A 13,009-nucleotide genomic window follows, 5' to 3' on the forward strand; every position below is an offset into this window, starting at 1 on the left:
CATGCTCACTTCGCCGCTCGCCCGCACGCTGCGTGAGCAGCAGGGCGCGCACGGTGACCTGGTGCTGATCGTCGACGACGTGCCCGACAACCTCGCCGTGCTGCACGACGCGCTCGACGAATCGGGCTACACCGTGCTCATCGCCACCAACGGCGAGCAGGCGCTGCAGCGCGCCGCGCAGGCGCGCCCCGACATCGTGCTGCTCGACGCCATGATGCCGGGCATCGACGGCTTCGAGGTGGCGCGCCGGCTCAAGGCCGATGCGGCCACCGCGCACATCCCCATCGTGTTCATGACGGGCCTCACCGAAACCGAGCACCTCGTGGCGGCGCTCGAGGCGGGCGGGGTCGACTACGTCACCAAGCCGATCAAGCCGAAAGAGGTGCTGGCGCGCATGAACGTGCACCTGCAGGGCGCCCGCCGCGCGCGGCAGGAGGCGCACCAGGCCGGGCAGGCGCGCAACGCACTCGACGCCTTCGGCTACGCGAGCATCACGGTGCGGCTGCCCGAGGGGCGGTTGATCTGGCAGACGGCGCTGGCGCGCGACCTGCTGGCGCGCTACTGCGAGACGCAGGCGCCCGAGACGCCGCCGGCCGTGCTCGACTGGCTGCGCCAGCACGCGCCCGAGGCCCGCGCGCGCGGCATCGAGCCGCCCGCGCTGGTCATCGCGCAGGGCGCACGCAGCCTGAGCCTGCGGCTGCACCGCCAGACCGGCGAGGACGATGCCGGCGACGAATGGATGATCGTCATGCGCGAGGTCTCCGACACCGCCGTCATCGAGGCCATGAGCCTGAGCCTGAAGCTCACGGCGCGCGAGGCCGAGGTGCTGTACTGGGTGGTCAAGGGCAAGACCAACAAAGACATCGGCGAGATCCTCGGCAGCAGCCCGGCCACGGCCAAGAAACACCTAGAGCGCGTGTATGTGAAGCTGGGCGTCGAGACGCGCACGGCGGCGGCCGGCGTGGCGATCAAGCGCCTCCGCGAGCTGCAGCCGCAGTTCGAGTTCTGAGTGATCTGCAGGCGGCGCCGCGTCATGGCGCGGACTTTCCGGCTTCCTAGAATGAGGCAGGGCTCTCTGAGGGAAGCACGAGATGAAGAACAACAACAAGCGCACCGCACGCCTGCTGCTCGCTGCATGCGCGGCGCTGCCGGGCCTCGGCGCGCAGGCCGCCGGCCACTTCGATGTCGACGATGCCGGCACGCTCGATCCGGGCCAGTGCCAGTACGAAACCTGGTGGGGCCGCAGCGGCGCCGAGCCGGTCACTACGGGCTTTCATGTCGGGCCGGCCTGCCGGGTCGGGCCGGTCGAGCTGGGGCTGAACGTCGACCGGCTCTCGGCACAGGGCGTTCACTCGGTCACGGGTGGCCCGCAACTCAAATGGACCTTTGCCGGCACCGCCGCCGACGCACCCTTCAGCGCCGCCGTGTCGGTGGGCGCGGTGGCCGATCTGCGGCGCGGCGGTCGCATGGGCGGCCAGCTGGTCGTACCGCTCACCTGGCGGCCCACCGAAAGCCTGCAATTTCACGCCAACCTCGGCGCCGACTGGGCGCTGGGCACGGGCGCGCGCACGCCGCGCGGCGGCTTGGCGGTGGAGTGGGCGCTGAACGATGCCGTCTCGCTGATCGCGGAGCGCCACCGGGCCGGGGGCGTGTGGACCTCGCGCGTGGGCGGCCGCTTCAGCCTGACGCCGCTGATCAGCCTCGACATCAGCACCTCGCGCACCGGGCCGCAGGGTACGCGCGGCGTGGTGATCGGGCTGAACCACGAATTCACGTGGAAATAAGTGAAGAGAAACTGAAAGCCACTGCAATGGGATGAATTCCCGTATCGGGAAATTGGTTGATTTTGAATAAGATTCCGTCACATTTATTAACGAGTCAACGATCCGTGACCCCATCGCCCGTTCTGGACTTCAAGTTCACCGCACCGCCGGAGAGCCCCGCGCAGACCTTCCTGCCGGGCCGGCCGGCCGGGGTGCTCGGCCGCTCGTTCACGCCCGAGCGCAATCCGCGCCTGCAGGGTTTGCAGTGCCTGCGCTGCGACACGCTGTACCCGGTTTCGCTCGCCAACGACGGCTGCCCGGCCTGCCGGCAGGCCGGCTTTCACGTCGGGCTGCGCGCGAGCTACCGGCCCGGCGGCCCGGACGTGGTGCCGATGCCGTACGTGCAGGGCTTCTCGCTCGGCGAGGGACACACGCCGCAGCACGACATGCCCGCGCTGGCGGAGCAGTTCGGCGTGGCGCGCCTGAGCATCAAGGACGAATCGCGCAATCCGACCGGCTCCCCGAAAGACCGGCTGACCGCGATGGGCGTGGCCCAGGCGCTGGACGCCGGCGCCCACACGCTGGTGCTCGCGTCGTCGGGCAACACGGCGGTGTCGGCGGCGCACTACGCGTGGGCGGCGGGGCTCGGCTGCGAAGTGGCCACGTACGAGGCGATGCCCGCGACCTACGCGCGCCAGCTCGACGCGCTGGGCGCGCGCCGCTATGTGTTCGCCGACAACACCGGCCGCTGGGGCTTCGTGCGCGAGCGCTCGCAGTACCCGGGCTATTTCGCGCTGACCAACTACCGCCTGCCGGCGCTCGGCAACGCGCCGCTGGGCGTGGAGGGCTACAAGGCCATTGCCGAAGAGTGCCTGCAGGACGGCGGCCTGCCCGACCACGTCGTGGTGCCGACCGGGCGCGGCGACATGGCCTGGGGCATCTACGCCGGCTTTCGCGAGCTGCTGGCGGCGGGGCGCATCGCGCGCCTGCCGCGGATGTGGCTGGTCGAACCTTTCCCAAGGCTGTCGCGCGTGCTCGAGGGCGGGGCGCTCAACGGCAGCTACCCCGGTCGCACGGCGCAGTTGTCGAGCGCAGGCGCGACCGTCACGTATCTGCAATGGCAGGCGGCCACGGCCAGCGGCGGCGGTGCCGTGGTGGTGGGCGACGACGAGGCCCGCGCGGCGCGGCGGCTGCTCACCGCGGCCGGCGTGAGCGCCGAACTGGCGGCGGCGGCAGGCCTGGGGGCGGTGCGGCAACTGCGCGAGGCCGAGACCATCGCGGCCGATGCGCACGTCGTGCTGGTGCTGACCTCGGACGCATCGAGCGATCCGAGCTGGCCCGATCGCGCCGTCACCGCTTGAAGCGGTGTGCAGTTCCGGGGCTCAGCGCCCCGTGTACACCTTGATGCGGATCGTCGCGACGTCCCAGCCCCGGTTCTTCAGGCGCGTGACCAGCATCGGCGACAGCTGGCGCAGCTTGGCGGCCGCAGCGCTGCCCTTGACCAGCAGGCACCACACATCGCCCTCGGCCGGCCCCGGCTGGATGGCCGCGCGCATGGCCGGCGGAATCAACCCTTCGATGGCCTTCAGCCGCTCGGCCGTGTCCCGCGCGCGCGCCATCAGGCTCCCCAGGGTGGGGGCGCCTGCCGCAGCTTCGTGCAGTGAAATGGCGGGGGGAAGTCGGCGATACATGGGTAATCCAGGGGTTAGAAACAAGACAGCTAAAATGCCCGGTTTGCCGACGCTTGCGTCGGCGTTTGTTCCGGAACGGGGCCATCCGACTTCGAGACTTGCCAAGCTTGCATTCGAAGAAGGTGCGCCCAACTGCTTTCACCATATCTTAGGGAATCCGGTCGCAGTGCCTGTCGTGTCAGGTGCCCGCCCCTCTCCACGCCCATGGCAACCAACTTCCTGACCCAGATCTTCGGCAGTCGCAACGACCGGCTCCTCAAGCAGTATCGCAAGACGGTGACGCGCATCAATGCGCTCGAACCCGAGTTCGAAAAGCTCAGCGACGACGCGCTGCGCGCCAAGACGCAGGAATTCAAGGACCGTGTCGCCAAGGGCGAAAGCCTCGACGACCTGCTGCCCGAAGCCTTCGCCACCGTGCGCGAAGGCTCCAAGCGCGTCATGAAGATGCGCCACTTCGACGTCCAGCTGCTCGGCGGCATGGCGCTGCACAACGGCAAGATTTCCGAAATGCGCACCGGCGAAGGCAAGACGCTGACCGCCACGCTGCCCGTGTACCTGAACGCGCTGTCCGGCAAGGGCGTGCACGTGGTCACGGTGAACGACTACCTGGCCAACCGCGACGCGACCTGGATGGGCCGCCTGTACAACTTCCTGGGCCTGTCGGTCGGCATCAACCTGCCGCAGATGCCGCGTGAGGAAAAGCAGGCCGCCTACGGCAGCGACATCACGTACGGCACCAACAACGAGTACGGCTTCGACTACCTGCGCGACAACATGGTCTACGAGCCGGGCGACCGGGTGCAGCGTGGCCTGAATTTCGCGATCGTCGACGAGGTCGACTCCATCCTGATCGACGAGGCCCGCACGCCGCTGATCATCAGCGGCCAGGCCGAAGACCACACCGACCTGTACCTGGCGATCAACAAGGTGGTGCCGCTGCTCAAGAAGCAGGAAGGCGAAGCCGATCCGCGCACGGGCGAGGGCGTCACGGTGCCCGGCGATTTCACGGTCGACGAAAAAACCCACCAGGTGTTCCTGACCGAAGACGGCCATGAGAACGCCGAGCGCATCCTGGGCGAACTGAAGCTGATTCCCGAGGGCGCGTCGCTGTACGACCCGGCCAACATCACGCTGATGCATCACCTGAATGCCGCGCTGCGTGCCCGCCACCTGTACCACCGCGACCAGCACTACGTGGTGCAGCAGGGCGAAGTGGTCATCGTCGACGAATTCACCGGCCGCCTCATGAGCGGTCGCCGCTGGAGCGACGGCCTGCACCAGGCCGTGGAAGCCAAGGAAGGCGTCGAGATCCAGGCCGAGAACCAGACGCTCGCTTCGATCACCTTCCAGAACTACTTCCGCCTGTACGGCAAGCTGGCCGGCATGACCGGCACGGCCGACACCGAGGCCTACGAGTTCCAGGAAATCTACGGTCTCGAGACCACGATCATTCCGCCGAACCGCATCAGCAAGCGCGACGACCAGCTCGACCGCGTCTACAAGACGACGCGCGAGAAGTACGAAGCGGCCATCCAGGACATCCGCGAGTGCTACGAGCGCGGCCAGCCGGTGCTGGTGGGCACCTCGTCGATCGAAAACTCGGAAATCATCGACGCCCTGCTCGAGAAGGCAGGCCTGCCGCACCAGGTGCTGAACGCCAAGCAGCACGCCCGCGAGGCCGACATCGTGGCGCAGGCCGGTCGCACGAAGATGATCACCATCGCGACCAACATGGCCGGCCGCGGCACCGACATCGTGCTGGGCGGCAACATCGAGAAGATGATCGAGGCGATCGAGGCCGACGAAGGTCGCGACGAAGCCACCAAGCAGGCTGACATCGCGCACGTGCGCGCCGAGTGGACCAAGGACCACGAGTTCGTGAAGTCGCTGGGCGGCCTGCGCATCATTGCCACCGAACGCCATGAGTCGCGCCGCATCGACAACCAGCTGCGCGGCCGTTCGGGCCGCCAGGGCGACCCGGGTTCCTCGCGCTTCTACCTGAGCCTGGACGATCCGCTGATGCGCATCTTCGCGGGCGACCGCGTGAAGGCGATCATGGACCGCCTGAAGATGCCCGACGGCGAAGCCATCGAGGCCGGCATCGTCACGCGCAGCATCGAGAGCGCGCAGCGCAAGGTCGAGGCGCGCAACTTCGACATCCGCAAGCAGCTGCTCGAGTACGACGACGTGTCGAACGACCAGCGCAAGGTGATCTACCAGCAGCGCAACGACATCCTCGACGCGACCGACCTCACGGCGCAGATCGCCGCGCTGCGCGAAGGCTGCTTCACCGACCTCGCGCGCCAGTACGTGCCGCGCGAATCGGTCGAAGAGCAGTGGGACCTCGACGGCCTCGAGAAGAGCCTGTTCAGCGAGTGGGGCATCGACATGCCGCTCAAGCAGCTGGTCGAGTCGTCGGAAGCCATCTCCGACGAGGAAGTGGTCGAGAAGATCGTGGCCTACGCCAACGAGAGCTTCGACGCCAAGGTCACGCTGATCGGCCAGGAGAACTTCACCCAGTTCGAACGCATGGTGCTGCTGCAGAGCATCGACACCCACTGGCGCGAACACCTGGCTTCGCTCGACTACCTGCGCCAGGGCATCCACCTGCGCGGCTATGCGCAGAAGCAGCCCAAGCAGGAATACAAGCGCGAGGCCTTCGAGCTCTTCGGCCAGCTGCTCGATTCGGTGAAGAACGAAGTCACCCGCCAGCTCATGACGGTGCGCGTGCAGTCGGGCGAACAGCTCGAGCAGGCGGCCGAAGAAATGGAAAGCCGCGGCGAGAACGTCTCGAACATCACCTACACCGCGCCCACCGAGACGGGCGAGGTCGAGGTGCGCGTCGACGACGAGAACCAGCGCCGCCTCGCGGCCGTCGGCACCGGCGCCCTGAGCGCCGAAGCCGCCGCCTTTGCGCGCGTCGGCCGCAACGACCCCTGCCCCTGCGGCAGCGGCAAGAAGTACAAGCAGTGCCACGGCAAGCTGAACTGAAGCCTCGCATCTTTCATTGAGAGAAATCCCATGCCCGTGAACCTGTCCGCTCCTGATCCTGCCGCCCTGTTCGCGGTGCCCGGCGTCCGCATCGGCGTGGCCGAAGCCGGCGTGCGCAAGGCCAACCGCAAGGACCTGACCGTCGTGCTGATCGACGAAGGCTCGGCGGTCGGCGGCGTGTTCACGCAGAACCGTTTCTGCGCCGCGCCCGTGCAGGTCTGCCGCGACCACCTGGCGGCCAACTACGGCATCCGCGCGATGGTGATCAACACCGGCAATGCCAACGCCGGCACCGGCGAAGACGGCCTGATGCGCACGCGCTCGACCTGCATCGCGCTGGCGCGCCACCTGGAGCTCGCACCCGAGCAGATCCTGCCGTTCTCGACCGGCGTGATCATGGAGCCGCTGCCCGTGGACCGCATCGAAGCCGGCCTGCCGGCGGCGCTGGCCGACGCGTCGGAGAACAACTGGGGCCGTGCCGCCGAAGGCATCATGACCACCGACACGATCCCGAAGGCGTTCAGCCGCCAGGTGCAGATCGGCGGCGCCACCGTCACCATCACCGGCATCAGCAAGGGCGCCGGCATGATCCGCCCGAACATGGCGACCATGCTCGGCTTCATGGCGACCGACGCGAAGATCGATCCGTCGCTGATCCAGCCGCTGGCCAGGCAGCTGGCCGATGCCTCGTTCAACCGCGTGACCATCGACGGCGACACCTCGACCAACGACTCGTTCGTGGTCATCGCCACGCAGAAGGCCGCGCACGCCACCATCACCTCGCTCGACTCGGCCGACGGCCAGGCGCTCGTGGCCGCAATGCGCGACGTGGCCCGCCTGCTGGCGCAGGCCATCGTGCGCGACGGTGAAGGCGCGACCAAGTTCATCACCATCCAGGTCGACGGCGGCAAGGACACGGCCGAGTGCCGCCAGGTGGCGTACGCCGTGGCGCATTCGCCGCTGGTCAAGACCGCCTTCTTCGCCAGCGACCCGAACCTGGGCCGCATCCTGGCAGCCGTCGGCTATGCCGGCATTGCCGACCTCGACCAGACCGGCATCGACCTGTTCCTGGACGACGTGCACGTGGCCGTGAAGGGCGGGCGCAACCCGTCGTACCGCGAGGAAGACGGCCAGCGCGTGATGAAGCAGAGCGAAATCACCGTGCGCATCGGCCTGGGCCGCGGCACCGCCACCGAAACCGTGTGGACCTGCGACTTCAGCCACGAATACGTCACGATCAACGCCGACTACCGGTCATGAACGAGCAGTTCCAGAAGCTGATCGAGCGCGCCGAGCAGCTCATCGGCCGCATCGAATCGATCCTGCCGCAGCCGCTGTCGGCACCTCCCGACTGGAACGCGTCGATCGCCTGGCGCTACCGCCGTCGCAACTCCGGCCACGGCGTGCTGGAGCCGGTGAAGCACGTGGCCACGATGGCGCTCGATTCGCTGAAGGAAATCGACGTCCAGAAGGAAAAGATCGAGCGCAACACGCGCCAGTTCGTCGAAGGCAAGCCGGCCAACAACGTGCTGCTGACCGGCGCACGCGGCACGGGCAAGTCGTCGCTGATCCGCGCCTGCCTGCAGGCCTATGCGCCGCAGGGCCTGCGCCTGATCGAAGTCGACAAGGCCGAGCTGGTCGACCTGCCCGACATCGTCGAGGTGGTGTCGCAGCGTCCCGAGAAGTTCATCGTCTTCAGCGACGACCTGAGCTTCGACGAAGGCGAGCCGGGCTACAAGGCGCTCAAGTCGATCCTCGACGGATCGATTGCCGCCTCGACGCCCAACGTGCTGATCTACGCGACCAGCAACCGGCGCCACCTGCTGCCCGAGTACATGAAGGACAACCTCTCGTACACCCACACCGAAGATGGCGAAGTCCATCCGGGTGAGGTGATCGAAGAAAAGATTTCGCTGTCGGAGCGCTTCGGCCTCTGGGTGAGCTTCTACCCCTTCAGCCAGAACGAATACCTGACGATCGTGGGCCAGTGGCTCTCGTCGTTCGGCGTCGACGAAGCGGCCATCGCCGCAGCGCGGCCCGAGGCGCTCGTGTGGGCGCTGGAGCGCGGCTCGCGCAGCGGCCGCGTGGCCTACCAGTTCGCGCGCGACTACGCAGGGCGGGCTGGCGCGTGAGCGAGGCTGTGAAATCGGCGCGCAAGCACACCGAAGTGGCCGTCGGCGTGCTGATCCGGCTGGCCGACGATGCGCTGCTGCTCACCACGCGGCCCGAAGGCAAGGCCTACGCGGGCTACTGGGAGTTTCCGGGCGGCAAGATCGAGGCCGGTGAAACGGTCGAAGAAGCCCTGCGCCGCGAGCTGCAGGAAGAGCTGGGCATCACCATCGGCGGCGCCGAGGTCTGGAAGGTCACGGAGCACGACTACCCGCACGCGCTGGTGCGCCTGCACTGGTGCAAGGTGACGGACTGGAGCGGCGAGTTCGAAATGCGCGAGAGCCAGGCCATGGCCTGGCAGCAGTTGCCGCTCGAGGTGGCTCCGGTGTTGCCGGGGGCGTTCCCCGTGCTGCAGTGGCTGTCGGAGGAGCGCGGTCTGCCGTTCGTGCCGCCGCCGGTCGTTGTGCCGGCCCCGGCCCACTGACCGATTGATGCACCCCAAGTACCGTCCGGACATTGACGGCCTGCGTGCCATTGCGGTGGGCGCCGTGCTGGTGTACCACGCGTTCCCGACCGCGCTGATGGGCGGCTTCATCGGGGTCGACATCTTCTTCGTGATCTCGGGTTTCCTGATCACGACCATCATCCTGCAAAGCCTCGCGGCGGGTGACTTCACCTACCGCGACTTCTACGCGCGCCGCATCCGCCGGATCTTTCCGGCCCTGATCGTGGTGCTGCTGGCGACCCTGTGCGCGGGCTGGTACCTGCTGCTGTCCGACGAGTTCGCGGAGCTCGGCAAGCAGACCGTGGGGGGCTCGGCCTTTGTCGCCAACCTGGTGTTCTGGAGCGAGTCGGGCTACTTCGATACGGCGGCGGAAACCAAGCCGCTGCTGCACCTGTGGTCGCTGGGCATCGAGGAGCAGTTCTACATTTTCTGGCCGCTGCTGCTGGGGTTGGCCTGGCGCAAACGCTGGCCGATGGTGCGCGTGGTGCTCGCGGTGGCAGCGGTGTCGTTCCTGATCAACGTGACGACGGTGCATCCGCTGCCCGCGGCGTCGTTCTATTCGCCGGCCTCCCGCTTCTGGGAGCTGATGGTCGGCGGCATCCTGGCGTGCATGCGGCTGAAGCCGCCGGCACCGAATGCGTGGCGCAGCCACGTGCAGTCGGTGCTGGGCGTGGGCCTGATCGTGCTCGGGCTGGTGATGATCCGCAGCAACAAGGCGTTCCCGGGCTGGTGGGCGCTGCTGCCGACGCTGGGCGCGGTGAGCTGCATCGCTGCGGGTCCGAACGGCGTGCTGAACAAGTACCTGCTGTCGAACCGCGTGATGGTGTGGATCGGCCTCATCAGCTACCCGCTGTACCTGTGGCACTGGCCGCTGCTGGCCTTCGTGCGCATCGTGGAAGCCGATCCGCTGCACCCTTCGCCGGTCTATCGCGCGGGCGCGATGGTGGCGAGCGTGCTGCTGGCGTGGGCGACCTACCGTTTCGTCGAGCGCTTCGCACGCAACCGGCCCGGCGCGGGAACGCTCAAGGCACTGGGCGCGGGCATGGTGCTGGTGGCCGCCGCGGGTGTCGCGATCTTTCTGGGCGTGCCGGAGCCACGCAACAACAGCGCCCGGCTGCAGGTCGTGGCCAACGCCACGCTGGACGGCGACTACTACGAGGGCTTCAAGCTCGATCAGATCGGCGAGCAGCTGGTCTACAAGGTCGGCAGTGGCCCGAAGCGCGTGCTGTTCCTGGGCGACAGCCATGTGCAGCAGTACGCACCGCGCGTGATGGAGCTGGCCCGCACGCTGTCGATGCCAGACAAGTCGGCCTGGTTCGTGACCCAGGGCGCCTGCCCGGCCGTACCGGGTGTGCATGCAGACAAGAACATCGGCTGTGCCGAACGGCGCGATGCCATGCTGGCCTATGCCATGGGCCCCGAGGTCGATTCGGTGGTGATCGGCGGTTGCTGGAACTGCTACTTCATCGGCCAGGGCGCGCTGGACTACTACTTCCGCGACGCCGACAACAAGCGCCATCCGTTCCAGAACGGTGACGGCATCGAGCGTTCCCTGGCTTCGATGGAGTTCACGCTGCGCGAACTCGCGCGGCACAAGAAGGTCTACCTGCTGCTCGACAACCCCGGCGGCCCGGAGTTCACGCCCAAGCGGCTGATCGAAGGCAGTCGCCTGACGCACATGGAGGCCATGTCCTCGACCCCGACCGCGCCGCTGCCGGCTGACCAGAAGCAGCTCAACGACCGGCTGCGCGCCATCGCGCAGGCGAGCGGGGCGGAGCCGATCGACGCCATGTCGGTGCTGTGCAAGAACGACCAGTGCCTGCGCACGCTGCCCGACGGCGCCCCCGCGTACAAGGACGCTGACCACCTGCGTCCGCGCTACACCCGGGAAGAGGCGAGCTATTTCGACCGCACGGTGCGCAGCGCACCGGCCGCCGCGCAACAGCCGGCGCGCTGAGCGAGCCCGCCGGACCGACGATGCATCCCAAGTACCGCCCGGACATTGACGGCCTGCGCGCCATCGCGGTGGGCTCGGTGCTGGCGTACCACGCCTTTCCGAGCCTGCTGCCCGGCGGCTTCATCGGGGTCGACGTCTTCTTCGTGATTTCGGGCTTCCTGATCACGACCATCCTTCTCCAGAGCCTTGCGGCGGGCGACTTCACCTACCGCGACTTCTACGAGCGACGCATTCGGCGCATCTTTCCCGCGCTGCTGCTGGTGCTGCTCGCCACGCTGGCGTTCGGCTGGTACGTGCTGCTGCCCGGCGAGTTTTCGCAGCTCGGCAAGCAGACCACCGGCGGGGCCGCTTTCTTCGCCAACCTGGTGTTCCTCGGTGAAGCGGGGTACTTCGATGCCACGGCGGAAACCAAGCCGCTGCTGCACCTGTGGTCGCTCGGCATCGAGGAGCAGTTCTACATTTTCTGGCCGCTGCTGCTGGGGCTGGCCTGGCGCAAGCGCTGGCCGATCCTGCGGGTGACGCTGGCGGTGGCCATCATTTCGTTCCTGGTCAACGTGCTCACGGTACAGCCGTACCGCGCCGCGGCGTTCTATTCGCCGCTGTCGCGCGCGTGGGAGCTGATGGCCGGTGGCCTGCTGGCGGTCATGCGTCTCCAGCCGACGTCGACGTCGGCGGATGCGCGGCCGATGCTGAAGCACGTGCAGTCGGTGGTCGGCCTGGGACTGATCGTGCTGGGCCTTTTCATGACGCGCAGCACCAAGGCGTTTCCCGGCTGGTGGGCGTTGCTGCCGGTGCTCGGCGCGGTGAGCTGCATCGCCGCAGGGCCGAACGGCGTGCTGAACAAGTACCTGCTGTCGAACCGTGTGATGGTGTGGATCGGCCTCATCAGCTACCCGTTGTACCTGTGGCACTGGCCGCTGCTTTCGTATGCGCGCATCGTCGCGGGCGGCGAGCCCTCGCTGCAGGTGCGCATCGCGATGGTGGTGGCTTCGGTCGTCCTGGCCTGGGTCACGTACCGTTTCGTGGAGCGCTTTGTCAAACTGCACCTCTCGCAGGGCATGCTGCGCGGGCTGGCCGCCGGCGGTGCGGCGCTGGCGCTGGTCGGCGTGCTGGTGTTCCTGGGCATGCCGCAGCCGCGCCACGACAGCCAGGCACTGCAAGCCGTGGCCGATGCGACGCGCGAAGACAACTACTACGGGGGCTTCGAGGAATCTGCACTCGGTGGCCAGTTCGTTTACCGCACCGGCAACGGCAAACACAACGTGCTGCTGATCGGCGACAGCCACGTCGAGCAATATGCGCCGCGCGCCCTCGAACTGGTGCGCACGCAGCCCGACAAGGCCCGCACGGTGTACTTCGCGACCAAGGGGTCGTGCCCGCCGGTGCCGGGCCTGTTCAGCGGTGCCGACACGGCCTGCGACGCGCGGCGCGCGGCCGTGCTCGATCTGGCGCTCCAACCGGAAATCGACTCGGTGGTGCTCGGGGCCTGCTGGAGCTGCTATTTCACCGGCGTCGGACCTGCGGTGAACTATTTCGTCGACGACAAGAAGGTCGTGCACCCGTTCCAGAACGGCGACGGCGTTGACCTGGCGCTCCAGTCGCTGGGCGAGGTGTTGAAGCGCCTGTCCGCGGCGCACAAGAAGGTCTACCTGGTGCTCGGCAACCCGGTCGGCATGGATTTCGATCCGCTCAAGCAGATCGAGGGCAGCCGCTTGGGCGGGATGCGCGTCAGCGAGCAAGGCAAGGCCCCGTTGCCGGAAGACCAGGCGCAGTTCAATGCGCGGCTGAGGCAGGTGGCCGAAGCCAATGGCGCGCAGGTGATTGCGCCGTTCGCCAGCTTGTGCGCTGACGGCCAGTGCCTTCGCAGCATGCCGGACGATGGTTCGCCGGCGTACAAGGACATCGGTCACCTCCGGCCGCGCTATGCGCGCAGCTTTGCGACCTACATGGATCCGGCGTTGCTGGACGAGGACGCAGGCGGCAAGTAGCCGTC

At 67.7% G+C, this 13,009-nt stretch carries 10 protein-coding genes; 9 read left to right on the forward strand and 1 reads right to left on the reverse strand.

Features of this window, described 5'->3' with window-relative positions; translation table 11 throughout:
• The first annotated feature begins 1 nt into the window (after position 1).
• From RZE79_RS06395 to RZE79_RS06405, 3 genes are all read left to right on the forward strand, one after another.
• Positions 2 to 1,009, forward strand: coding sequence for a response regulator transcription factor (locus RZE79_RS06395; RefSeq protein WP_319361110.1), 1,008 nt, complete (start codon positions 2 to 4; stop codon positions 1,007 to 1,009).
• 82 nt (positions 1,010 to 1,091) lie between these two features.
• Complete coding sequence (locus RZE79_RS06400; protein WP_319359483.1) at positions 1,092 to 1,784, forward strand: hypothetical protein; 693 nt, start codon at positions 1,092 to 1,094, stop codon at positions 1,782 to 1,784.
• Between the two features lie 104 nt (positions 1,785 to 1,888).
• Complete coding sequence (locus RZE79_RS06405; RefSeq protein WP_319359484.1) at positions 1,889 to 3,124, forward strand: pyridoxal-phosphate dependent enzyme; 1,236 nt, start codon at positions 1,889 to 1,891, stop codon at positions 3,122 to 3,124.
• A 21-nt stretch (positions 3,125 to 3,145) separates the two neighbouring features.
• Here the strand turns inward: RZE79_RS06405 and RZE79_RS06410 are convergent, their stop codons facing one another.
• On the reverse strand, positions 3,146 to 3,454 hold the full coding sequence (locus tag RZE79_RS06410) for a DciA family protein (protein ID WP_056578205.1): 309 nt from the start codon (positions 3,452 to 3,454) through the stop codon (positions 3,146 to 3,148).
• Between the two features lie 204 nt (positions 3,455 to 3,658).
• Between RZE79_RS06410 and secA the strand changes: the two genes are divergently transcribed.
• The 6 genes from secA to RZE79_RS06440 are packed head-to-tail and all read left to right on the forward strand — an operon-like array spanning position 3,659 to position 13,004.
• Positions 3,659 to 6,445 carry a preprotein translocase subunit SecA gene (gene secA / locus RZE79_RS06415; protein ID WP_319359485.1) on the forward strand — a complete coding sequence of 929 codons (2,787 nt, stop codon included), beginning with the start codon at positions 3,659 to 3,661 and terminating at the stop codon, positions 6,443 to 6,445.
• Between the two features lie 30 nt (positions 6,446 to 6,475).
• Positions 6,476 to 7,705, forward strand: coding sequence for a bifunctional glutamate N-acetyltransferase/amino-acid acetyltransferase ArgJ (gene argJ / locus RZE79_RS06420; RefSeq protein WP_319359486.1), 1,230 nt, complete (start codon positions 6,476 to 6,478; stop codon positions 7,703 to 7,705).
• Complete coding sequence (locus RZE79_RS06425; protein WP_319359487.1) at positions 7,702 to 8,577, forward strand: ATP-binding protein; 876 nt, start codon at positions 7,702 to 7,704, stop codon at positions 8,575 to 8,577. The genes argJ and RZE79_RS06425 overlap by 4 nt, the downstream gene beginning before the upstream one ends.
• Positions 8,574 to 9,038, forward strand: coding sequence for an NUDIX domain-containing protein (locus tag RZE79_RS06430; RefSeq protein WP_319359488.1), 465 nt, complete (start codon positions 8,574 to 8,576; stop codon positions 9,036 to 9,038). Before RZE79_RS06425 ends, RZE79_RS06430 begins: the two co-directional genes overlap by 4 nt.
• 7 nt (positions 9,039 to 9,045) lie before the next feature.
• Positions 9,046 to 11,016 (forward strand): acyltransferase family protein, encoded by a 1,971-nt coding sequence (locus RZE79_RS06435; protein WP_319361112.1) that lies wholly within the window; start codon positions 9,046 to 9,048, stop codon positions 11,014 to 11,016.
• Between the two features lie 20 nt (positions 11,017 to 11,036).
• Positions 11,037 to 13,004 (forward strand): acyltransferase family protein, encoded by a 1,968-nt coding sequence (locus RZE79_RS06440; RefSeq protein ID WP_319359489.1) that lies wholly within the window; start codon positions 11,037 to 11,039, stop codon positions 13,002 to 13,004.
• Positions 13,005 to 13,009 lie beyond the last annotated feature (5 nt).

The organism is Variovorax sp. EBFNA2, from assembly GCF_033802765.1.
GTDB lineage: Bacteria > Pseudomonadota > Gammaproteobacteria > Burkholderiales > Burkholderiaceae_C > Variovorax > Variovorax paradoxus_H.